This is a genomic window from Variovorax sp. V35, assembly GCF_041154465.1.
Taxonomy (GTDB): Bacteria; Pseudomonadota; Gammaproteobacteria; order Burkholderiales; family Burkholderiaceae_C; genus Variovorax; species Variovorax boronicumulans.
Window position 1 is genome coordinate 4349806 of sequence record NZ_AP028666.1, and the last position, 23790, is coordinate 4373595.

Sequence of the window (23790 nt, forward strand, 5' to 3'; positions counted from 1 at the left end):
AGAAAAATATCTACCCCATTCTGAGTGCTCAACGCTCGAATGCCGATTCCTTCCAACTGTCTCAATTCGCGAAAAGTTTCTTGTCAATCGTCAAAACTTGTCTGACTTTAGAAATTTTCATCGAATTTATGCCGAAATTCAGACTCTCAGGTCTGCAGAGATAGCGAAGAAGAATGGCCATTTTTTTGAATCGACGTTCCATCATGGCTTCCTACAGGGGTGACAAAACGCCCACTACAAATGGCCTTGGTACCTCAAATGTCATGGCTTAGGTAGTTCGATTCGGAAATATTTATATCAAAATGTAAACATGGAGAAAAGAGACAAACAGAAGGCTCACCAAGTTCATAGGATCGCGACAAACCAAGAACCAAATCCAATTGAAATCAATTCGATTCCTTCAATTGAATTTTCCATTCACAGTCTGCAGCCGGGTAATTGCATGGAAACCCACATTGCTTCGTCGCCGGAGGCCGCCGTGGCTTCGCAGGCCGCGCTGGGCGATCTGTTCGTGTCGCCGCCCGCGCGCACGGCGGCAGGCGAACGGCTCGGCGTCTCGCTGGTCCTCGAAGCCGGGTTCGCGCAGCGCTGGCTCGCCTCGCTGGGCACCACGGGGTACCTGCCGGACACGCTCTTCGTGGGTGCCTGGCTGCTGCTGCAATCGCGCTGGCTGGGCGCGGCCCTGCCGGGGTCTCACGGCATGCCGACGTCGCTGCCCGGCACCGCGAGCACGTGGCTGACCCAGCTCGACCTCGACCGGCGGACCACGCCGCACACCGCCAACACCCTGCCGCCCCTGCAGCTTGAAGCCCGGACAGAACTCCCCGCCAGCCTGCATCTGGACGTCGACGCGAGCCTGATGGACGCGCCCTGCGCCAGCCGCCTGCTCGCAGCCATCGCCGACACCGCCGCCGATCTGCTGGTGCATCCCGGTGCGGCGCTCCACAACATCCGCGCCCTGCCCGACGCCGACCGCCGCGACCAGCTCGCCGCCTGGGCCACGCCGCCCGCCGCGCCCGACCTGTCGCTCACCGTGCCCGCCGTGTTCGGCCGCAGGGCCGCCGCCACGCCCGACGCGGTGGCGCTGGTGGAAGGCGACGAAGCGATGACCTACGCCGAGCTCGACGCGCGCAGCGACCGGCTCGCACAGCGCCTGCAGCGCGCAGGCGTGCAGGCAGGCGACCCCGTCGGGATGGTGTTCGAGCGCTCGATGGGCGCCATCGTCGCCATGCTCGGCATCCTCAAGGCGGGCGCGGCCTACGTGCCGGTGCCGACCGACTTCCCGCCCGAACGCGTCGCCACGATGTTCGACCAGGCCGGCGTGACCCGGGTCGTGACGACCGAGGCGCTGGCCTCTCTCGTGCCAGCCCCCCGCACCGTCGTGCGCATCGACGTGCCCGAAGACGGCGTGGACGCCGCGCCGTGGACACCGCCGGCCTTCGACGGCGAATCGCTGGCGTACCTCATGTACACCTCGGGCTCGACCGGCGTACCCAAGGGCATCGAGATCGGCCATCGCGCCATCCTGCGACTCGTCGTCGATGTCGACTACATCGAACTCGCACCGGGGCGCGCGATGCTGCACGCGGCGCCGCTCGCCTTCGACGCCTCGACGCTCGAAGTCTGGGGACCGTTGCTCAACGGCGGGCGCTGCGTGATCCACGACGAACGGGTACCCACCGGCGCCGGCCTCGCGCGCACCATCGTCCACCACGAGGTCCACACCGCCTGGCTCACGGCCTCGCTCTTCAACGCCGTGGTCGACGGCGATCCGCAGCACCTCGCGGGCCTGGCGCACCTGTTCACCGGCGGCGAGGCGCTGTCGGTACCCCATGTGCGGCGCGCGCTCGACGCACTCCCCGGGCTCACGCTCAGCAACGGCTACGGGCCGACCGAGTGCACGACCTTCGCGACCACCCATCGCATCGAACGCGCCGCGATCGCAGCGGGCCCGCGCTCGGTGCCGCTCGGGCGCCCGATCAAGGACACCGTGCTGCGCGTGCTGAGCCCGACGCTGGAGCTGCTGCCCAGCGGACTCGTGGGCGAGCTGTGCATCGGCGGACACGGGCTGGCGCGCGGCTACCTGGGGCAACCCGAACTCACGGCCGCGCGCTTCGTGCCCGACCCCTTCGGCGCGCCGGGCGAGCGGCTCTACCGCACCGGCGACCTCGCCCGCTGGCTGCCCGACGGCACCCTCGAGTTCATCGGCCGCATCGACGGCCAGGTCAAGATCCACGGCCACCGCATCGAGACCGGCGAGGTCGAGGCGGCCATCCTCGCGCACCCCGCGGTGCAGTCCTGCGCGGTGATCGCGCGGCCCGGTCGCGACGGCCAGCTGCGCCTGGTCGCCTACCTGGTCGCGCGCACGCAGAAGCTGGCGTGGGACACGCTGCGCGCGCACCTGGCGGCCCGCCTGCCCGCGCCGCTGCTGCCGTCGGCGCAGGTGTGGCTCGCGCAGCTTCCGGTCACGCCCAACGGCAAGCTCGACCGCAACGCCCTGCCCGAGCCTGCCGCCGAGCGCCCCGAACTCGCGCAGCCTTTCGAGGCCGCGCGCGACGCGCTCGAGCAGCAGGTGTGCGACGCCTTCGCGCGCGCCCTGGGCATCGACAAGGCCGGTCGCCACGACAACTTCTTCGACCTGGGCGGCAGCTCGCTGCTGGTGCTGCAGGTGCTGGCAGACCTGCAGCGCGAAGGCGCGCCGCCGCTGTCGACCAACCTCTTCTTCCGCCACCCGACGCCGGGCGCCATCGCGGCGCAACTGCAGTCCGCTGGCGAGGCGCCGCAGGCGCCACACCCCGTGCCCGTGCGCGAGGACGCCGCCAGCGTCCCCGAGCCCATCGCTCTCATCGCCACCGCCGGTCGCTTCCCCGGCGCGGGCGATGTGGAGCAGTTTTGGGACAACCTCGTCGCCGGGCGCGACACCATCAGCTTCTTCGATGACGCCAGCCTGGACGCCGGCGTCGGCGAGTCGCTGCGCCGCGACCCGGCCTACGTGCGGGCGCGCGGCGTGATCGACGGCATCGAGGGCTTCGATGCCGCCTTCTTCGGCATCGGCCCGAAGGAGGCCGCACTGATGGACCCGCAGCACCGCGTGTTCCTCGAGATCTGCTGGGAGTGCCTGGAGCGCGCGGGCTACGTGCCCGACGAAGCGCCGGGCCCGGTGGGCGTGTACGCGGGCACGTACAACGCGACCTACTTCCAGCGCCACGTCGCCTCGCGCCCCGACCTGGTGGAAGCCGTCGGCGAGTTCCAGGTGATGCTGGCCAACGAGAAGGACTACATCACCACCCGCGTGGCCAACCGGCTCAACCTGCGCGGGCCGGCGGTGAGCGTCAACACCGCGTGCTCGACCTCGCTGGTCGCGGTGGCCCAGGCCTTCCATGCGCTGCGCACGGGCCAGTGCTATATGGCGCTGGCGGGCGGCGCCTCGGTCACCTGCCCGCCGCGCAGCGGCTACCTCTACAACGAGGGCTCGATGCTCTCGCCCGACGGCCACACGCGCAGCTTCGACGCGCAGGCCAAGGGCACCGTGTTCAGCGACGGCGCCGCCGTGGTGCTGCTCAAGCGGCTGTCCGACGCGCAGGCCGACGGCGACACCGTCTATGCCGTGCTGCGCAGCGCCTGCGTCAACAACGACGGCGGCGCCAAGGCCAGCTTCACCGCGCCCAGCGTGGACGGCCAGGCGGCCGTGATCCGCGCCGCGCTGGCCGCGGCGGACGTGGACGCGCGCAGCATTTCCTACGTGGAAGCGCACGGCACCGCCACGCCGATGGGCGACCCGGTCGAGGTCGAAGCGCTGGCCGTCGCCTACGCCGAGCACACCGACGCCCGGGGCTACTGCACGCTGGGCTCGCTCAAGAGCAACGTGGGCCACATGGTCACGGCCGCGGGCGCCGCCGGCCTCATCAAGACGGCGCTGTCGCTGCACCACGAGCTGATTCCGCCCACCGCGCATTTCACGGCACCGAACCCGGCGATCGACTTCGCGCGCACGCCGTTCCACGTCAGCAACCAGCTGCAGCCGTGGCCGCGGGCCGACCTGCCGCGCCGCGCGGGGGTCAGCTCCTTCGGTGTCGGGGGCACCAACGCGCACGTCGTGCTCGAGGAAGCGCCGGCGCGGCAGGCACGCACCACGCAACCGGGCGTCCATGTGCTGGCGCTGTCGGCCCGCTCGGAGGCCGCGCTGGCGGTCGCGACGCAGCAACTGGCAACGCACCTGGAGGAACAGCCCGGACTTTGCCTGGCCGACGCGGCGTTCACCCTGTGCGTCGGCCGCAAGGCCCACGCCTTCCGCCGCGCCGTGGTGGCCGGCGATGCGGCGCAGGCCATCGAGGCCTTGCGCTCGGAGAACACGGCATGGCGCGTGAGCGACCGGATCGCCGAGCGCGCGCAGCAGCCCGTGCTGATGTTCCCGGGCCAGGGCGCGCAATACCCGGGCATGGGTCGCGCGCTGCATGCCGGCGACCCGGTGTTCGCGGCCGCGTTCGACAACTGCGTGCGTGCCTTCGACGGCGCGCTGGACTTCGACCTGCGCGAACGCCTGTTCGCAGACGACCCGCAGGCGCTCGCGCCGACAGCCGTCACGCAGCCTGCGCTCTTCACGCTCGAGTACGCGCTCGCGCGGCGGCTGCTGTCGCTGGGCCTGCGCCCGCACGCGCTGATCGGCCACAGCGTCGGCGAATTCGTCGCGGCCGTGATCGCCGGCGTGATGCGCCTGGAAGATGCCGCCCGGCTCATTGCCCGCCGCGGCGCGCTCATGCAGGCACAGCCCGCCGGGACGATGCTGTCGGTGCGCTTGAGCGCAGACGCGCTGGCCTCGCGGCTCGCGGCCTCGCCCCAGGTCTCGCTCGCCGCGGAGAACGCCCCCGGCGCCTGCGTGGCCGCCGGCCCCACCGAGGCGATCGCCGAACTCCAGGCCGCGCTCGAAGCCGAGGGCGTCGCCTGCCGGCTGCTGCAGACCTCGCACGCCTTTCACTCCGCCATGATGGACGCCGCGGTGGCGCCCTTCGAGGCGCTCGTGAGCCAGGTCACGCTGCACGCGCCGCAGATCCCCCTCTACTCCACGTTCACCGGCCGCCTGCTCGAAGACGCACAGGCCACGAGCCCGGCCTACTGGGCGCAGCACCTGCGCGGCACCGTGCGCTTCTCGCCCGCGTTGCAGAGCGCGGCGGACGACGCCACCCATCCGGTCTTCGTGGAAGTCGGCCCCCGCAACACGCTGGCCGCGCTGGTGCGCCAGCACCGCCTGCCGGGCCTGGCCCCGGCGTCGAAGGCCGGCGCGGTGGCGGTGTCGCTGCTGCACGGCGAGCCGGCCGACGAGACCCGGACCCTGCGCCTGGCCGCCGCGCGCCTGTGGACCTGCGGCGCCGAGGTCGACCTTGCCCTGCTGGCACCGCGCGCCGGCGCCCGGCGCGTGTGCCTGCCCACCTACCCGTTCGAACGCAAGCGCCTGTGGGTCGACATCGCGCCCGCCGCGCCGGTGTCACCGGCCCTTGCGCCCGCCCTGCCTGCCCCGCCTGTTTCATTGGAGCCGATCGTGACCGCTGCAGCGCCCTCGCCTGACCTTCCTCCGCCTTCTTCCCCGCCGTCCGAGGCGTCGCGCGCAGCGTCGGTCGACAGCCGATTGCGGGCCCTGTTCGAAGACATCTCCGGCATCGACATGGCGCAGGCCGAGGGCCAGGCCCCGTTCGGCGAGATCGGCATGGACTCGCTCACGCTGACCCAGGCCGCCACGCAGATCAAGAAACGCTTCAAGGTCGAGCTGAGCTTCCGGCAGCTGATGGAGAACTACCGCAGCTTCGACGCGCTGGCCGCGTACCTGCTGCAGAGCCTGCCGCCCGAGGCCGAGCCGGTGGCTGTGCCCGTCACGCCCACCATGCCTGCGACATCCGTTGTGCAGGTGTCGATGCCAACGCCGCCGCAAGGGCTTGCGCAGCCCACCGGCCTGCTGAACCAGGTGATCGCGCAACAGATGGAGCTGATGCGCCAGCAGCTCGCACTCCTGTCTGGCGCCGCCGCGCCAGTGGCGGTGGCGGCGATGCCCGTGTCGGCCGAGGCCGCGCCCGCCGCGCAGCCACAGCCGCCCGCCGAAGCGCCGCTTCGCTACGACGTCAACAAGGCCTTCGGCGCCATCGCCCGCATCCACACCCAGCGCACCGCCGAACCCAGCGCGCGGCAGAAGGCGCGGCTGGCGACGTTCGTGCGGCGCTATGTCGAGCGCACGCCAAAGAGCAAGCGCTTCACCGAAGACAACCGCGCCCACATGGCCGATCCGCGCGTGGTCAACGGCTTCCGTCCGCTGACCAAGGAGATCACCTACCAGATCGTGATCGAACGTTCGAAGGGTTCCAGGCTGTGGGACCTCGACGGCAACGAGTACGTCGACGCACTCAACGGCTTCGGGCTGAACCTGTTCGGCTGGCAACCCGACTTCGTGCAGGACGCCGTGCGGGCCCAGCTCGACGCGGGCTACGAGATCGGGCCGCAGCATCCGCTCGCGGCCGACGTGACGCGCCTCATCTGCGAACTCACGGGCAGCGAGCGCGCCGGCCTGTGCAACACCGGCTCCGAGGCCGTGATGGCGGCGCTGCGCATCGCGCGCACCGTCACCGGCCGCAGCACGGTGGTGGTCTTCACGGGCTCCTACCACGGCACCTTCGACGAAGTGCTGGTGCGCGCCGGCAAGGGCGGCAAGGGCCTGTCGGCCGCGCCGGGTGTGATGAGCGGCATGTTCGGCGACATCCGCGTGCTCGACTACGGCACGCCCGAGGCGCTGGCCTTCATCCGCGACAACGCCGCAGACCTGGCGGCCGTGCTGGTCGAGCCGGTGCAAAGCCGCCGCCCCGACTTCCAGCCGCGCGAGTTCCTGCACGACGTGCGCGACGTCACCGCGAAGAATGGCTGCTGCCTCATCTTCGACGAGGTCATCACCGGCTTTCGCAGCGCGCTGGGCGGTGCGCAAGAGCTGTTCGGCGTGCGCGCCGACCTCGCCACCTACGGCAAGGTGATCGGCGGCGGCTTTCCGGTCGGCGTGATCGCCGGCAAGCGCGAGTTCATGGACGCGCTCGACGGCGGCGCCTGGCAGTACGGCGACGACTCGATCCCGGGCGTGGGCGTGACCTACTTCGCCGGCACCTTCGTGCGCCATCCGCTCGCACTCGCTGCGGCCAAGGCCTCGCTCACGCACCTGAAGGAGGCCGGGCCCGCGCTGCAGGCCGGGCTCACCGCCAGCACGACCGCCATGGCCACGGAGCTCTCGGGCTGGTGCCAGGAGGTCGGCGCACCGATCGAGATCCGTCATTTCGCGTCGCTGTGGCGCGTGAGCTGGCTCGAAGACCAGCCGCTGCAGGACCTGCTGTTCGCCATGATGCGCAGCCGCGGCGTGCACATCCTGGACAACTTCCCGTGCTTCCTCACAAGCGCGCACAGCGCCGAGGACATCGCCTTCCTGCAGCGCGCCTTCAAGGAATCGGTCGCCGAGATGCAGGAATCCGGCTTCCTTCCGCGCCGCGCTCCCGCCCCCACCCGCTTCGACGCGCGCAAGCCCGTCGAGGACGGCAGCGTGCTGGCCCGCGACAGCGACGGCCAGCCGTACTGGTACGTACCCGAAGACGCCGCCTTGCACGAGCGCCTCATCAACGGAAAGGCCGCAGCATGAACGCCGCACTCAAGCCCACCGCGAGCGGTGGCCTCGTCGAATGCATCATTGCGACCACCGAGTCGCAGCGCGAAATCTGGCTCGGCGCCACGCTGAGCCCCGAGGCCTCGATGGCCTACAACGAGTCGGTCGTGCTGCGCCTGCGCGGCGCGCTGGACGGAGACGCCTTGGCGCGCGCCACCGACCGGCTGCTCGAGCGCCACCAGGCGCTGCGCGCCACCATCTCGCCGGACGGCACCTTCATGCTGGTCAGCCCGCCGGCCGGGAACCACCTGGTCCGCCACGACCTGGGCGGGCTCGCGCCCGAAGCCCTCGCGCAGGCGCTGCACGCGGCCCACGACGAGGCGGTGTGCACGCCGTTCTCGCTCGAGCACGGGCCGCTGTTCCGAGCGGTGCTGTACCGCCTGGGCGATGGCGAGCACGAGCTCGTGATGTCGGCGCACCACGTGGTCTGCGACGGCTGGTCGTGGGCGGTCATCACCGAGCAGCTGGGCCACCTCTATGCCGAGGAAACCGGCATCGGGCTCAAGCTCAAGGCCGCACCGCTCTTCTCCGACTTCGCCGCTGAGGAAGCCGTCGCGGCCGCGAGTCCCGACATGCAGGCGCACATCGACTACTGGCTGGAGCGCTTTGCCGGCAACACGCAGCCCGTGCTCGACCTGCCGCTGGACCGCCCCCGCCCGGCCGCGCGCACCTTCAATTCGCGCCGCGCCGAGCGCCTGCTCGACCGGCGCGTGGTCGGCGCCGTGCGCATCGCGAGCACCAAGGCCGGCGTCAGCCTGTTCACGGGCCTGCTCAGCGGCTTCGTCGCGACGCTGCACCGCCTCACGGGCCAGGAAGACATCGTCGTCGGCATCCCGACCTCGGGCCAGCTCGCGCACGACGTGCCCGGCCTGGTCGGCCACTGCGTGAACCTGCTGCCGCTGCGCATCGCCGCGCACCCCGCCATGCGCTTCGACGCGCTGATGGACGAATGCAGCACCGCCGTGCTCGACGCGTTCGATCACCAGGCCCTGACCTACGGCGCGCTGCTGGGCCAGCTGTCGCTCGAGCGCGACCCGAGCCGGCTGCCGCTGGTGAGCGTGACCTTCAACGTCGACCCCGACGTGGCGAGCAGCGCGCAGGCCTTCACCACGCTCGACGTGGTGCAGGACACCATCGCCCGGCGCTACGAGAACTTCGAACTCTTCGTGAACCTGCGCCCGCACGCCGGCAGCCTGCAGGTCGAGGCGCAGTACAACACCGACCTGTTCGACGACGTGAGCGTGCAGCGCTGGCTCGACATGTTCGAGTGCGTGCTGCAGTCGGCCGCGCACAAGCCCGACGACACCATCGGCGGGCTCGACGTGCTGTCCGCCGGCGCCGCGCGTGCGCTGCTGGCGCTGCAGCCCGCACGCGTGCCGCTGCGCGGCGCGCCGCTGGCGCACGCCGGCTTCGTGGCGCGCGTGCCGCAGCAGCCGCACCGCCCGGCGGTGCGCGACGGCGCGCGCAGCTGCAGCTACGGCGAGCTCGATGCGTTGTCCAACCGCCTGGCGCGTGCGCTGCGCGCGCGCGGCGTGGGCCGCGGCCAGCGCGTGGGCCTGTGCCTGGAACGCAGCCTGGAGATGGTCGTCGCCATGCTGGGCATCCTCAAGGCGGGGGCGTCCTACGTGCCGATGGACACCGCATTCCCGCAGGCGCGGCTGGACCACTACGCCAGCGACGCCACCCTCAGCCTGATGCTGACCTCGTCCGACATCGCGGTGGCGCCGCGCGACTGGCGCGCCGACGCCGACCAGCGCGTCTTCGAGATCGATCGCGACACCGCCTGGCGCCAGCTGTCAGGCGAAGCGCTGCCGCCGAGCAGCGACGACCCGGGCTCCGAAGACGCGGCCTACGTGATCTACACCTCCGGCTCGACCGGCCTGCCCAAGGGCGTCATTGCGCACCACCGGGGCGTGGCGCACCTGCTGCAGTGGATGCAGCGCGAATCGGGCATCGGCCCGTCCGACCGCATCGCCGCCGTCACCACGCTGTCGTTCGACATGGCCGTGCCCGACCTGCTGCTGCCGCTGGCGGCCGGCGCCGAGCTGGTGATGGTGCAGCGCGAGGTCGCGATGGACGGCAACCGCCTGTCGCGGGCGCTCGACGACGAACAGATCACGCTGCTGCAGGCCACGCCCGGCATGTGGCAGCTGCTGCTCGATGCCCAGTGGGCCGGCGGCACGCCCGGCTTTCGCGGCTGGACCGGCGGCGAGGCGCTGCGCCCGAGCATGGCGCTGGCGCTGTGCGAGCGCATGGAAGGCCTGTGGAACGGCTACGGCCCGACCGAGACGACGGTGTATTCCACGGCCTGGCATGTGCGTCCCGAAGAGATCGCCTCGCGCGGCATCTCGATCGGCAGGCCCGTCGACAACACCGAGATCTGGATTCTCGACGCCGACCTGCAACCCTGCCCGATCGGCGTGCCCGGCGAAATCTGCATCGCGGGCGAAGGCGTCTCGCTGGGCTACCTCGACCGCCCCGCACTGACCGCCGAACGCTTCGTCACGGTGCGCATCTTCGGCGCCACGAAGAAGGTCTACCGCTCCGGCGACCGCGGCCGCTGGCGCAACGACGGGCTGCTCGACCACCTCGGCCGGCTCGACTTCCAGGTCAAGGTGCGCGGCTACCGCATCGAGCCCGGCGAGATCGAGGTGCGCTGCTGCGAAGTGGCCGGCGTCTCGCGCAGCGTGGTGGTGGCCCGCGAGGACAACCCCGGCGACGTGCGCCTGGTGGCCTACCTGGCGCTGGCGCCCGAGGGCGGCTTCGACCTCGATGCGCTGATGGTGCACCTGCGCAAGCACCTGCCGGCCTTCATGCTGCCGCAGCACGTGGTGACGCTCGATGCCCTGCCCACGCTGGCCAACGGCAAGGTCGACCGCGTCTCGCTGCCGCCGCCGCAGGCGGTGGCGCGCAACGAGGTGCGGCGCGGCGCCGGTCCGCGCAACGCGCACGAGCGCAAGGTGCTCGCGGTCATGGAGAAGGTGCTGAGCCTGCCGGGCCTGGACATGCACGACAACTTCTTCACCATGGGCGGCCACTCGCTGCTGGCCGCGCGGCTCACCACGCTGCTGAGTCGCGAGTTCCAGGTCACGCTGCCGCTGCGCGCGCTGTTCGAGGCGCCCACGGCCGAGAAGCTGACCGCGGTCATCGAGGCCCTGCAGGGCGCGGGCGTCGGCCTGCAGGCGCCGATTGCCTGCCACCCCGATCGCCGCAGCGCGCCGCTCACGCCCTCGCAGGAACGCATCCGCTTCATGGAGCAGCTGTACACGGGCCGGTCGGTCTACAACGCGCCCTCGGCGCAGCGGCTCACCGGCAAGCTCGACGCCGCGCGCTTCGAAGGCGCGCTGCGCGAGATGATCCGCCGCCAGCCGTCGCTGCGCACCTGCATCGGCTTCGACGAGGACACGGGTCGGCCCATTCAATCGATCGCAGCGTCGGTGGAATTCGCCCTGCCGCTGGTCGACCTGCGCGGCCTGCCCGCGGACCAGCGCGAGGCCGAGCTGGCCGAGCAGATGCAGGAGCTGGCCGACCGGCCGCTCGACATCCACAGCGCGCCGATGATGCGCGCGACCCTGTTCCAGCTCGACGACAACGAACACGTCTTCCTGTTCGTGCCGCATCACCTGATCTGGGACGGCTGGTCCTTCGACCTGATGCAGCGCGAGCTGGGCGCGTTCTACGACGCCGCCGAACGCGGCCGTCCGCACAACCTGCCCGCGCTCGCCACCACCCATGGCGACTATGCCGAGTGGCTCGAGAAGTGGCTGACCGAACCCGCCTGCGAGGAGCAGCTCGCGTTCTGGCGCGGCCGGCTCGCAAGCGCCAGGGCCGTGCGGCCGCCAAAGACCGACATGCCGCGCCGCGCGGGCAAGAGCGGCCAGGGCGGCGCGCACTGGATCCACATCGACCTGCAGAGCACGCAGCGGCTGCGCGAGGTGGCGCGCGACATGGACGTGACGCTCAGCATGCTGACCTTCGGCATCTACGCGGTGACGATGGCCCAGGCGACCGGCAACGACGCCATCGTCATCGCGAACCCGGTGCGCGGGCGCCAGCAGGCCGAGACGGAAGACGTCATGGGCTTCTTCAACAACGTGCTGCCGGTCTCGCTCGCGGTCGACATGGCGCTGCCGCTGCCCGACTTCATGCGCTACGTGAAGCAGGAGCTGCTGTCGATGATGAACCACCAGCAGGTGCCGTTCGAGCGCCTGATGGCCGAGCCCGGCTATGCGGGACAGATCAAGGCCTCGGGGCCCTATCAGGCGATGTTCTCGTTCCAGGACGCCCGCGAGCGCGCGCGCACCGTCGGCAGCCTGCAGACCCGCCAGGTGCACGTGATGCAGCACGGCGCCACCGACGACGTCGGCGTGTGGCTGATGGACAAGCCGCACGGCCTGGAAGGCGCGCTGCTCTACAACGCCGACGTGTACCTGCGCGAGACCGGCGCCCAATTGCGCGAGCGCTACCTCGAGGTGCTGGGCCGTGTCGCCGACCACCCGAACGCCACGCTCGCCGAGATCGCCAGCGCCGAAGGCTCGGCCAGCGCGCGCTATCTGCGCAAGCTGGCGGCCGACGAGGCGGACAAGGGCGCGCCGGCCGAGGCCCTCAACGGCGACGAGCGCGAGGCGAAGCGGGGCCTGCTCAGCCCCGAGCACGCCCAGCTGGCCCAGATCTGGGCCGACGTGATCGGCATCGACGTCGACGAAATCCGCGCCAGCGACAACTTCTTCGACCTCGGCGGCGACTCGCTGCTGGTGCTGCGCGCCGTGCAGCAGGCGGCGCAGACGCTGGGGCACCGCGTGGAGCCGCGCCGCTACCTGTTCGAGAACCTCGGGCAGATCGCGTCCTCGGCGCATGGCACGCCGCACGGCGTGCCTTCGGACCTCGCCGACCTGGCCGCCGGCACGGCCGCGCATGCACAGCGCGGCGGGCTGCTCGGCGCCCTCGGCAGCTGGCTGCGCAAGGGGTGACCATGACCGGCGCCGCCAACGCACTGTCCATCGACGCACCGGTCTGCCGGTACGTCGAGCTGGACAGCTTCACCGACACCCTGCCCGCCCAGGTCCTGTCGGAGGAAGAGCGCGCACGCGCCGAGAACCTGCGCTTTCCCGTCGACCGCCAGCGCTTCCTGGCGGCCCATGTCGCGCTGCGCCAGGCGCTGTGCGCGTACACGGGCCTGGCCCCCGACGCGCTGACGCTGGCCACCGGCGCCTTCGGCAAGCCGTCGCTCGCGGGCCACCCGCGCACCCAGTTCTCGCTCAGCCACAGCCAGGGCCTGGCGCTGATCGCCATCGGCGGTCGCGGCCCGCTGGGCGCCGACGTCGAGCTGCTGCGCCCGATGCCGGACGCGGCCGACCTGGCGGCGGCGCATTTCACGCGGCGCGAACAGGAGGCGCTGGCCGCCTTGCCCGCCGACGAACGCGACCGCGCCTTCCTGACCTGCTGGACCCGCAAGGAAGCCTGCCTGAAGGCCATCGGCGTGGGCCTGCTGGTGTCGCCGCAGAGCTTCGACGTGGGCCTGGCACCGGACAGCCGCAGCGTCGAGCTGCCGGTGGCCGGCCGCATCCTGGTGCTGGCACTGGGGCCCGCGCCCGCGCGGGCGGACAGCGTGGGCTCGCTCGCCGAATGGCGCCATACCGAAGCCCGCGCCCGGCCCTCGCAGGCCGGCGCCGAAGGCCGCCGCCAGCGCCCACCGAATCCGCGCAAGGGGATGAGCGAGGCGCGATGCGCAGGGGGTGTCGCATGACCCTCTTCACGCCGCTCATGTTCGGGCCGGCCTCGCGCCAGGTCTTCGGCGCGTTCCACGCCGCCGACGACCACCGGGGCGAGCCCACCGCGGTGCTCCTGTGCCCGCCCTTCGGCCAGGAGGGCCTGCGCACCCACCGCTTCTTCAAGGTGCTGGCCGAACGCCTCGCGCGCGCCGGTATCGCCACGCTGCGCTTCGACTTCTACGGCTCCGGCGACTCGCCGGGCGACGAGAGCGAGGGCGAGCTCGACGGCTGGCGCCGCGACCTGTGCGCGGCGCACGAGGAGCTGCGGCGGCACGCACCCCATGCCGCCATCGTGTGGATCGGCGCGCGGCTGGGCGCCACCCTGGCCGTGCTGGCCGCGCGCAACGGGCGCTGCGACCCGGCGCGGCTGGTGCTCTGGGAACCGGTGATCGACGGGCCGGGCTACGCGCGCCTGCTGCGCGAGCGGCACGTCGAGGCGATCGACACGACCTTCTGCATTCCCGACCTGTCCTGGCGCCGCAGCCTCGCGCGGGAACCGGATGCGCTGCCCGAGGAGGCGCTGGGCGTGCGTCTCTCGCCGGCGCTGCAGGCGCAGCTGCGCGCCCTCACGCCGCAGTCGCTGCCGCTCACGGCCCTGCACGACACCCTGGTGCTGGCCCCGCCCGACGACACGTCCACCGCGCAATGGGCGGCCGAGCAGCAGTCGCGCCACATGCCGGTGCGCCTGGCCTACCTGAGCCACCCGCTGGACTGGACGTCCGACCCCTTTCCCCACAGCGCGATGGTGCCGGCCGATGCGCTCAACCGCCTGCAGGGAGCCATCCATGAATGACATGACGCAGACCCCGGTGTGCTTCGGCCCCGGCAACGCACTGATGGGCATGCTCACCCTCCCCGCGCAGCGCGTGCCGGCCCCCGTCGCCTGCCTGATGTTCAACATGGGCGCGAACCACCGCGTCGGGCCGCGCCGCATCAACGTGAAGCTGGCGCACCTCTTGGCCGCGCGCGGCGTGGGCAGCCTGCGCTTCGACCTGGGCGGCATCGGCGACAGCGAGGCGCTGGACACCGGGCCCGACCTGCAGACGCGCGCCGTGCACAGCCTGCAGGCCGCCATGGACCTCGTGCAGCGCATGCAGGGCATCGGCCAGTTCGCGACCGTGGCCATGTGCTCGGGCGTGGAGCACGCCATGTCGGCCGCCGCGGTGGACGCGCGCATGGTGGCGCTCTCGCTGTTCGACGGCTTTGCCTTTCCCCAGCGGCGCACGCGCTGGGAGCTCACGGTGCGCCGCGCGCTCGCGGCGCCGCTGCACCCGTCGTTCCCCGGCAAGGCGCGGCGCTGGGTGCTGCGCCATCTGCCGGGCAGCACGGTGGGCAAGCCGCTGCCGGGCTACTTCGTGGACCGGCGGCCGCCCAACGTCAACGCGATCTGGTTCGAAGCCACGATGAAGCGGCTGGTCGAACGCGAGGTCGCGGTGCAGCTGCTGTATTCGGGATCGCTGCATGTCTGCGACCGCGACCGCGACCAGCTCGGCGCCCTGCGCCGCGAACCGTTCATGCAGGGCCTGCAGTACGAGTTCATGCGGGACGTGGACCACACCGTCTGCACGGTGAAGGGCCAGCAGCTCTTCCTGCAGTCCGTCGGCGACTGGGTCGTCGAGCACTGTCTGGCCACCGGCAGCCCGCAGCGGCAGGACCGTCCGGCGACAGGCACCCCGCGCGCGATCCCGGCCACGCTCGCCGCGCCCTGAAACAACAACCGAAGCCAAGGAGATTGCCATGACATCCGCAACCCCAGCGAACCCGCGCGGCGAGCGCCTCCTCGCCACCGAGGGCGCCCGCGCCCTTCCCGGTGGCCGCTTCCGGTCGCGCGCCATGGCACTGCTGCTGTCGCTCGGCTTGTGCGGCTGCGCACCCGGCTTCGGCACGCCGGGCCCGCTGCAGTCGGCCGACGGCACGGCCGGCGGCAGGATCGCGGCCATCACGCCGGAGCTGGTCCGCGCGCAGCTCGCCGGGAACACTGGCATCCCGCCCGACGTGAAGGCGCTGTTCGGCCGGCCCGCGCCCTACACCATCGGGCCGGGGGACGTGGTGGGCATCACCGTCTACAACAACCCCGAGCTGCAGCCCAACCTGGGCGCGGTGATCGCGCAGCAGAGCGACCCGACCGGCGTCACCGTGGCGCCGGGCTTCATCGTCGATGCCGCGGGCGAGATCAGCTTTCCCTACATCGGCCGCACCCGGCTGCAGGGCCTGACGGAAAGCGGTGCGTCCGAGCTGATCGCCAAGCGCATCGGCAGCATCATCAAGGCACCGCTGGTGAGCGTGCGCATCCAGTCGTTCCGCAGCCAGCGCGCCTATGTCGAGGGCGAGGTCCGCACGCCGGGGCTGCAGATCTTCACGGACATCCCGATGACGCTGTCCGAGGCGCTCAACCGCGCGGGCAGCATCACCGCCGGGGGCGACCGTTCGCATGTGACGCTCACGCGCGGCGACCGCACGGTGGTCATCGACCTGATGCAGCTCAAGCGCTTCGGCGCCGACGCCAACAACATCCCGCTGCGCAACGGCGACATCGTGTACGTCGGCAGCCGGGACGACAGCCGCATCTACGTGATGGGCGAGATCCTGCGGCCCTCGGCACTGCTGATGCGCAACGGCCGCATGAGCCTGAACGAGGCCCTCGGCGATGCGGGCGGGCCCGACCTGCTCACGGCCGACCCCGGGCAGATCTACGTGATCCGCAACTCGCCGCAGACGCCCGACACGCCGCAGATCTTCAGCCTGAACGCGAAGAACCCGGCCGCGCTCGCGCTGGCCGACCGCTTCGAGCTGCGGCCGCGCGACGTCGTCTATGTCGACCGCGTGCCGCTGGTCTCGTGGAACCGGGTCGCCAACCTGATCCTTCCCGCCGCCCAGGTGATCAACCTCGCGCGCGACACCGCCCGCAGCAGGTAGGCCGCGCAGCCCCGGCCCGAACACGACAAAGAAGGTGAAGCCCATGAATGCGCGTTGGTACCCCCCGCTTCCCGCACCGTACAGCCCGGAACCCGAGCGCCCGCACTCGAGGTTCAAGGAATACGTCGACCTGATGCTGGACAACCGATGGCTGATCGCCTCGGTCACCGCCGCGGTGTTGGTGCTGGGCGCGGGCTACGCGCTCTTCGGGCCGCGCGTGTACGAAGCGAACGTGCTGATCCAGCTCGAGGATGCCGAACGTTCGCCCGGCGGCGCGGGCGATGCCGCGGTCAACGGCGTGGGCGTGAAGACGCCGACCTCGGGCGAGGCCGAGATCCTGAAGTCGCGCATGGTGCTCGGCCAGGCGATCGAGAACACCAAGCTGTTCATCAAGGCACGGCCGCACTACATCCCGGTCGTGGGCGCCTTCATCGCACGGCATTCGAAGACGCTGTCCAGGCCGGGCTTCCTCGGCATGCGCGGCTATGTGTCGGGCACCGAGCGGATCGCGGTCGCGCAGATGGACGTGCCGCCGGCCCTCGAGGGCAAGAAGTTCCTGCTGACCGCCGGCAAGGACGGCACCTACACCCTCACGCACCCCGACCTCGACACCCCGCTGCACGGCCGGGTCGGCGAGCCGCAGGACAGCTCGGTGCCGGGCGGCACGGTCCACCTGCTCGTGGCCTCGATCGACGCCCGGCCCGGCGGCGCCTTCGAGCTGACGCGGCATTCCACGCAGCTCACCATGCTCGAGCTGCAGCGCGAGCTGCGCGTGATCGAGAAGGGCAAGCAGTCCAGCGTGATCGACGTGAGCTGGCAGACCGACGATCGCGAGCACCTGGCGAACCTGCTCAACGAAGTGGCGCGCCTGTACATGCGCCAGAACATCGACCAGAAAACCGCGCAGGCCGAGCGCACGCTGAACTTCCTGGGCACCGAGCTGCCCAAGTTCAAGCAGCAGCTGGAACAGTCGGAAGAGGCCTACAACCAGTACCGCAACCAGAACGGAACCATCAGCCTGGACGACGAGGCGCGCAACGCGCTGTCGCAGAACGTCGACCTGCAGGCCAAGCTGCTCGACGCGCGCCAGAAGCGCCTGGACCTGGCAAGCCGCTTCACCAGCCAGCACCCGATGCTGATCACGCTCGACGCGCAGATCGCCTCGTTGCGCAAGGAGCTGGGCGGCGTGGACAACCGCATCCGCCGCATGCCGATGCTGCAGCAGAACTCGCTGCGCATGCAGCGCGACATCAAGGTCAACACCGAGCTCTATTCGTCGCTCCTGAACAGCTCGCTGCAGATGCGCCTGGCCCGCGAAGGCCGCATCGGCAACGTGCGCGTGCTCGACCAGGCACTGTCGCCCGAGAAGCCGGTGCGGCCCAAGGCGGTGATCGTGATGGCGCTGGCGCTGGTCGTGGGGCTGTTCCTGGGCGCGGTCACGTCGGTGCTTCGCAAGGTGCTCAAGAACACGGTCGCCACCCCCGACGAGATCGAGATGCGCACCGGCCTGAACGTCTACAGCACGATCGCGCTCAGCACGCGGCAGGGCGCGCTCGACCGCGCCATCCGGCAAGGCCGGCCCGGGGTGAAGCTGCTGGCGGCCTCGCACCCGGACGACCCGGCGCTCGAAGGCGTGCGCAGGCTGCGCACCGCGCTGGGCTTCCTGGTGGCCGGCGCGCAGAACAACCGCATCCTGCTGACCAGCGCCACACCGGGCGCGGGCAAGACCTTCCTGTCGGCGAATTTCTCGGCCGTGCTGGCGGCCTCGGGCAAGCGCGTGCTGCTGATCGACGCCGACATGCGCCGCGGCAAGCTGGCGAGCCAGTTCGGGCTCAAGGCGACCACCGGCCTGTCGGAGCTGATCGCCGGCACCGCCACGCTCGCGCAGGCGGTGCATGCGCAGGTGCTGCCGCACCTGGACGTGATCACCACCGGCAAGCTGCCGCTCGATCCGGCCACGATGATGGGTTCCACTGCGTTCACGCGGTTGCTGGAGACCCTCTCGGCGCTGTACGACGCCGTGGTCATCGATGCGCCGCCGATCCTGCTGGCGACCGAGACCGTGGCGATGTCACCGGACGTGGGCACCCTGATGCTCGTGGCCCGCGCCGGCGACAGCGAAATGGGCGATCTGGTGGAGAGTGCCAAGCGGCTGGCGCACGTGGGCGCGGCGTTCCACGGCGTGGTGCTCAACGCGCAGGACGCGCGGCAACGCCACAACGCCTACGGCTACGACTACGGGCCCTACGGCCTGCCGCCGAACATCTATCCGCCCGCGCTGGGGCACACCCCCCGCGCCGAACCGGAGCGCGCGACATCATGAGCACGCACCTTTCACGCACGCCGCACCGCAGCGCCGCCCGCCCTGTGCCGGTGGGCGGCTCGCGGCTCCTGCAGGCCGCCAAGCGCGCCATGGACATCCTCCTGGCGGGCGCCTTCTTCCTGTTCCTGGGCTGGGCCTACGCGCTGATCGCCCTCGGCGTGCTGCTGACCTCGGGCGGCCCGGCCATCTACGTGCAGCCGCGCTACGGCCGCGACGGCCGGATCTTCCGCTTCTACAAGTTCCGCACCATGGCGCCCGACGCCGATGCCCTGCTGGCCCGCCACCTGCGCGAGAACGACGCGGCGCGGCGCGAATGGGAGAAGTTCCAGAAGCTCGAGCACGACCCGCGGATCACCCGCTTCGGGGCCTTCCTGCGCCGCTACAGCATCGACGAGTTCCCGCAGTTCTGGAACGTGCTCAAGGGCGACATGAGCATGGTCGGCCCGCGCCCCTGCATGTTTGCCCAGAAGGAGCTCTACGGCCCGTACTGGGCGTACTACTGCGCGGTGCGCCCGGGCATCACGGGCCTGTGGCAGATCAGCGGACGCAACGAGGTGAGCTACCGCCGCCGCGCGGCCATGGACGCCGAGTACGTCGCCACGCTCTCGCTGCTGCGCGACGTCGTGATCCTGCTGAAGACCTTCCGCGTCGTGCTCGGGGCGCGCGGTTCGCGCTGAGACCCGCAGTCCCCTCTTCCTTCACTGAAAGAACACCATGCGAATCTATGTTGCAGGTCATCGCGGAATGGTCGGCCAGACGCTCACGAGGCGCCTGCGCGAACTCGGCCACGAGGTCGTGACGCGCAGCCACGCCGAGCTCGACCTGCTCGACCAGGCGGCGGTCGCGCGCTTCTTCGCGACCGAGCGCATCGACCAGGTCTACGTGGCGGCGGCCAAGGTCGGCGGCATCCACGCCAACATGACCTATCCCGCGCAGTTCATCTACGAGAACCTGCTGATCGCGGCCAACCTCACGCACCAGGCCTTTCTCGCCGGCGTCAAGCGGCTGCTGTTCCTCGGCTCCAGCTGCATCTACCCGCGCCTGGCCGAACAGCCGATCCGCGAAGAGGCCCTGCTCACCGGCAAGCTCGAGCCCACCAACGAGCCCTACGCGATCGCCAAGATCGCGGGCATCAAGCTGTGCGAGAGCTACAACCGGCAGTACGGCGCCACGCACGGCGTCGACTTCCGCAGCGTGATGCCGAGCAACCTCTACGGGCCCGGCGACAACTACCACCTGGAGAACAGCCACGTGGTGCCCGCGCTGATCCAGCGCTTTCACCTGGCCAAGATCAGCCGCACGCCGAGCGTGCTGATCTGGGGCAGCGGCCGGGCACGGCGCGAATTCCTGTACGTGGACGACATGGTCGAAGGCTGCCTGGACGTGATGAACCTGTCGCGCGCCGCCTACGACCAGCACACCGATCCGATGCGCGGCCACATCAACCTCGGCACGGGCGAGGACGTCTCGATCGCCGAGCTGGTGGAGCACATCCGCGAGGTGGTGGGCTACGAGGGCAGCATCCACTACGACCTGGCCCAGCCCGACGGCGCACCGCGAAAGCTGCTGGACGTGTCGCGCGCGGCCAGCTTCGGGTGGCACGCCACCGTGCCGCTGGCCGAAGGGCTGCGCCGCACCTATGCGGACTACCAGACGGCGCGCCGAACCGCCGCCGAGGCTGAGCACGCCTGAAGCAGAAACGGACCTCGCCATGAGAACCCTCGTCTTCTGGTCCGGCATCGTCTGCGCCGCGCTGTGCGGGCTGATCGATCCTGTCTGGGGCTACGGGGTGGTGTTCGTGCTGACGGTGGTGCAGCTGTCGATGCTGGGCACCGCCAGCGACAGCGTGTTCCTGCTGATCCACTACACGGCGGTTCTCATCTACTTCTCGCTGGCGCCGGCGATGCAGATCGCGACCGACACCGACTTCTGGGAGGTCGGCATCGTCGGCCAGGCCGCGCACACGCAGGGGCTGATGCTCGTGCTGCTGTACATGGCCGGCGTGGAAGCCGCACGGCTGGGCCTGCCCGAGCCGCCCGCCGCGCCCCGGCCGGCGCAGCGCGCGCTCAGTGCCGGCGTCGCCCACCCCTTCCTGCTGCTGGCCTGCCTGGAGGTGGCGTTCGCCATGCTCTTCCTGCGCCCCGACATGAACTTCACGGCGCGCGGCGTGATTTCCGAAGAGGAGGCCGCGCCGGTCCAGTACATCGTCTATTCCACGCTGCCCAAGCTCATGGTGCTGCTGTGCTGCGTGGCGCTCGCGATCCATGCCACGCGCCAGCGCACGCTGTGGGCCTGGTGCGTCGCGGGCCTCGCGTTCGCGCTGGCCGCCATCGCCGCCAACCCGGTCAACACGGCGCGCCAGGTCATCCTGATCGGGCTGCTCCCGCTGCTCATCCATGCCCTGGGGCGGCGCCACCGGTGGACGCTCGCCGCCGTGATCTTCGGCGCCATCGCGGGCCTGGGGCCGGTGCTGAACCTGATCTCGCGGGACGCCATGTGGGGCGCGGAGCTGGCGTCGTACCCCTTCAGCCAGGACTTCGACGCGATGTTCGTCGTCGCGGGCATCCTGGAGCGCGCGCCCTCGCCCGATCTGGGCTTCGGGCGCTACCTGCTCTCGGCCTTCTCCTTCATCCTGCCGCGCGAACTGAAGATGTTCCCTGGCTACGACCCGCTCGGCTGGCCGGCCGTGCTGGGCAACTTCTCGCAGAGCAACCTGTCGCTGCCGCCCTTCACCACCGCCTACTTCGACTTCGGGCTGGCGGGCCCGGCCCTGCTGGGCTTCGCGGTCTCGGCGCTCTTTCGCCTCGTCGACAAGGCCATCGACCCGCAACGCACGCTGACGGCCGGCTACCTGTGCGCGCTGGTGCTGCTGGCGGCCTACGTGCCGTTCCTGCGCGGGCCGATCCTGGGCTGGGGACCGTTCGCCGTCTCGGGGCTGGTCGCGGCCGTCGTCGCCGGCAGCCTCGCGGCGTGGTTCCGCAGGCCGGCCCCCCGCCCGGCGCGCGCCAGCCTGCCGACCGCATGAGAACGCACGCACGCAGGAGCGACCATGGCCACCTACCTCTTCTACGACACCATCCGGCTCAACGCGTCGGCGGGCGGGGTGCTGAACGTGTCCGAGGTGCTGCTCGAGAGCATGCGCGACGCGCCGGGCCACGAGGTGCAGCCGGTCAGCGAGCGCCATCCGCACCTGTACGCGGCCGCACGGCGGCTGAAGATCAGCCGCTTCATCCTCGACACGCTGCTCTACAACGTCCACCTGGTGCGCGGGTGGCTGCGCGGGGAGCGCGTGTACTCGCTGTTCCCGAACTACTTCCTGCCTTTCTCGCTGCTGGCGCCCTTCGGCCGCCACCGGGATTCGATCGTGGTGGTGCACGACGTGCAGTACAAGTCGTACCCGCAGTACTTCAGCGCGCGCAAGCGCCTCTGGCTCGACTGGAACCTGCACCGCGTCGCGCGCAGCGCCGCCGACGTGGTCTTCATCAGCCGCAGCAGCCAGGAAGATTTCGAGCGGCACTTCAGGCGCTGCGAGCACCCGGCGGTGATCTTCAATCCCGTGGATGCGGGCGCCGTCGCCGCGAACGCCGACCGCACGGCAGCACCCGACGGGCGCTACCTGATCGCGGCCTACCACTACTACCCGCACAAGAACTTCGAGGGCATCCTGAAGCTCTTCGTGCGCATGAAGCGCCAAGGCCTGGTCGACTACCTCGACATCACCGGCAACGGCGCCAAGGAGGTCGAACGCATGATCTCGGCCATGGCGCCCGCGTTCCGCGGCTGCGTGCGGCACCGGGGGCTGGTATCGCGGGAAGAACTCCTGCGGCTGTACCGGGGCGCGACGGCCTTCATCTCGCTGTCCACCTTCGAGGGCTTCAACCTGTCGGCCGCCGAAGCGGCCACGCTGGGCGTGCCGCTGCTGCTCTCGGACCTTCCGGTGCACCGCGAGCTCTTCGCGGGCTACGCGTTCTTCATCGGCAACGAATTCGTCGGCCTCGGCAGCATCGAGCGCTACCTGGCCGCGCACCAGCGCACGCGCCCCGCATGGTCGCTCTCGCGGGTCTGCACGCCGGGCGCGGTGGCCGCGAGTTACCTCAGGCTGAAGCGCGGCGACGCGTCGCTGGCGAGGGCCACGCCATGACCAACCGTGCACGCTCCCTGCTTCGCGCGCTCGCGGTGCTGGCGTTCGGGCTGGCCGCGTGGGCGCGGCCGGCCGTCGCCGCACTGCCCGAAACGCAGGGCGTCCCGGGCTTCGGCGTGATGGTGCATTACCTGCCCGACAAGCAGTCCATCGCCGGCATCGGACGCTTCGACGTCGACGCCTTCGCCGCTGAACTTGCCGGGATGCGCGCCGGCCATCTCATCCTCACGCTCGGGCAGAACAACGGCCAGTTCATCGCGCCGAACGCCGCGCTCGAAGCGCTGTGCCCGCGCAGCGCCGCGCACCGTTCGCCGCGCGACCTGCCGATGGAGATCGGCCGCGCGCTGCGCCGCCACGGCATCGCGCTGATCCTCTACCTGCCGTTCCGCGCGCCGCAAGGGGACGCCTACCTGATGGAGTGCCTGGGCGATGTCTCCGAGCAGCAGCCACCGCCGACGCGCTTCATCACCGCCTGGTCGGCGGTGATCGACAGCTGGTCGCAGCACTACGGCCCACTCGCCACGGGCTGGTGGTTCGACGGTGTCTACAACACGACAGGCATGACGACGCGCGACTGGGACCGGTTCTGCGCGGCCGCGCGCAGCGGCGCCCCCACCCGGTGGCTGGCCTTCAACGCCGGCGAGGGGGCGGCGCGCTTCAGCCTCAAGAGCGCGCCGTGCCAGAACCTCATGGCGGGCGAGTACCTGCAGCCCACCGCACGACTGGCCTCGCCGCCCTCCGAACTCCGGCTGCATGTGCTGACACCGCTGGGCGCCTCCTGGGCCCAGCCGAGCGCGCCGCGCTTCTCGGCGACGCAACTGCGCAGCTGGATCGGCGACGCGAACGCGCGGGGCGGAATGCTCACGCTCGACATGCCGCTGGACGCCGACTTCCACTTTCTTCCCGCCCACGTCGCGCTGGTGCGCAGCGCCACCGCGCCGCGGCCCTGAACCGTACC

12 protein-coding genes are annotated in these 23790 nt (G+C 70.9%); all 12 read left to right on the plus strand.

Annotation, left to right across the window (positions count from 1 at the left end; genetic code table 11):
* The first annotated feature begins 442 nt into the window (after window positions 1-442).
* The 12 genes from ACAM42_RS20225 to ACAM42_RS20280 all read left to right on the plus strand — a co-directional run bounded on the left by ACAM42_RS20225 (window position 443) and on the right by ACAM42_RS20280 (window position 23782).
* Window positions 443-7657 (plus strand): amino acid adenylation domain-containing protein, encoded by a 7215-nt coding sequence (locus tag ACAM42_RS20225; RefSeq protein ID WP_369629147.1) that lies wholly within the window; start codon window positions 443-445, stop codon window positions 7655-7657.
* Window positions 7654-12651, plus strand: coding sequence for an amino acid adenylation domain-containing protein (locus ACAM42_RS20230; RefSeq protein ID WP_369629148.1), 4998 nt, complete (start codon window positions 7654-7656; stop codon window positions 12649-12651). The genes ACAM42_RS20225 and ACAM42_RS20230 overlap by 4 nt, the downstream gene beginning before the upstream one ends.
* Window positions 12652-12653: 2 nt before the next feature.
* Entirely contained in the window at window positions 12654-13427 is a 774-nt protein-coding gene (locus ACAM42_RS20235; RefSeq protein ID WP_369629149.1) for a 4'-phosphopantetheinyl transferase superfamily protein, read from the plus strand.
* Window positions 13424-14245: an alpha/beta hydrolase gene (locus tag ACAM42_RS20240; RefSeq protein ID WP_369629150.1), complete on the plus strand. Its 822-nt coding sequence runs from the start codon at window positions 13424-13426 to the stop codon at window positions 14243-14245. Before ACAM42_RS20235 ends, ACAM42_RS20240 begins: the two co-directional genes overlap by 4 nt.
* Entirely contained in the window at window positions 14238-15161 is a 924-nt protein-coding gene (locus ACAM42_RS20245) for a hypothetical protein (RefSeq protein ID WP_062473263.1), read from the plus strand. The genes ACAM42_RS20240 and ACAM42_RS20245 overlap by 8 nt, the downstream gene beginning before the upstream one ends.
* Before the next feature lie 124 nt (window positions 15162-15285).
* The gene (locus ACAM42_RS20250; RefSeq protein WP_095745679.1) at window positions 15286-16368 is read left to right on the plus strand and encodes a polysaccharide biosynthesis/export family protein; all 1083 of its coding nucleotides are present in this window, start codon (window positions 15286-15288) and stop codon (window positions 16366-16368) included.
* A 43-nt stretch (window positions 16369-16411) separates the two neighbouring features.
* Window positions 16412-18691, plus strand: coding sequence for a polysaccharide biosynthesis tyrosine autokinase (locus ACAM42_RS20255; protein ID WP_369629151.1), 2280 nt, complete (start codon window positions 16412-16414; stop codon window positions 18689-18691).
* Window positions 18688-19368: a sugar transferase gene (locus ACAM42_RS20260; RefSeq protein ID WP_095947192.1), complete on the plus strand. Its 681-nt coding sequence runs from the start codon at window positions 18688-18690 to the stop codon at window positions 19366-19368. Before ACAM42_RS20255 ends, ACAM42_RS20260 begins: the two co-directional genes overlap by 4 nt.
* A 37-nt stretch (window positions 19369-19405) precedes the next feature.
* Window positions 19406-20383: a GDP-L-fucose synthase family protein gene (locus ACAM42_RS20265; RefSeq protein WP_369629152.1), complete on the plus strand. Its 978-nt coding sequence runs from the start codon at window positions 19406-19408 to the stop codon at window positions 20381-20383.
* Between the two features lie 19 nt (window positions 20384-20402).
* Complete coding sequence (locus ACAM42_RS20270; RefSeq protein WP_369629153.1) at window positions 20403-21716, plus strand: hypothetical protein; 1314 nt, start codon at window positions 20403-20405, stop codon at window positions 21714-21716.
* A gap of 24 nt (window positions 21717-21740) precedes the next feature.
* Entirely contained in the window at window positions 21741-22832 is a 1092-nt protein-coding gene (locus tag ACAM42_RS20275; protein ID WP_369629154.1) for a glycosyltransferase, read from the plus strand.
* Complete coding sequence (locus ACAM42_RS20280; RefSeq protein ID WP_369629155.1) at window positions 22829-23782, plus strand: hypothetical protein; 954 nt, start codon at window positions 22829-22831, stop codon at window positions 23780-23782. The genes ACAM42_RS20275 and ACAM42_RS20280 overlap by 4 nt, the downstream gene beginning before the upstream one ends.
* Window positions 23783-23790: the final 8 nt, after the last annotated feature.

Coding starts and splice junctions, on each gene's coding strand:
- ACAM42_RS20225 (WP_369629147.1), top strand. CDS start 443: ATGGAAACCCACATTGCTTCGTCGCCGGAGGCCGCCGTGGCTTCGCAG.
- ACAM42_RS20230 (WP_369629148.1), top strand. CDS start 7,654: ATGAACGCCGCACTCAAGCCCACCGCGAGCGGTGGCCTCGTCGAATGC.
- ACAM42_RS20235 (WP_369629149.1), top strand. CDS start 12,654: ATGACCGGCGCCGCCAACGCACTGTCCATCGACGCACCGGTCTGCCGG.
- ACAM42_RS20240 (WP_369629150.1), top strand. CDS start 13,424: ATGACCCTCTTCACGCCGCTCATGTTCGGGCCGGCCTCGCGCCAGGTC.
- ACAM42_RS20245 (WP_062473263.1), top strand. CDS start 14,238: ATGAATGACATGACGCAGACCCCGGTGTGCTTCGGCCCCGGCAACGCA.
- ACAM42_RS20250 (WP_095745679.1), top strand. CDS start 15,286: ATGGCACTGCTGCTGTCGCTCGGCTTGTGCGGCTGCGCACCCGGCTTC.
- ACAM42_RS20255 (WP_369629151.1), top strand. CDS start 16,412: ATGAATGCGCGTTGGTACCCCCCGCTTCCCGCACCGTACAGCCCGGAA.
- ACAM42_RS20260 (WP_095947192.1), top strand. CDS start 18,688: ATGAGCACGCACCTTTCACGCACGCCGCACCGCAGCGCCGCCCGCCCT.
- ACAM42_RS20265 (WP_369629152.1), top strand. CDS start 19,406: ATGCGAATCTATGTTGCAGGTCATCGCGGAATGGTCGGCCAGACGCTC.
- ACAM42_RS20270 (WP_369629153.1), top strand. CDS start 20,403: ATGAGAACCCTCGTCTTCTGGTCCGGCATCGTCTGCGCCGCGCTGTGC.
- ACAM42_RS20275 (WP_369629154.1), top strand. CDS start 21,741: ATGGCCACCTACCTCTTCTACGACACCATCCGGCTCAACGCGTCGGCG.
- ACAM42_RS20280 (WP_369629155.1), top strand. CDS start 22,829: ATGACCAACCGTGCACGCTCCCTGCTTCGCGCGCTCGCGGTGCTGGCG.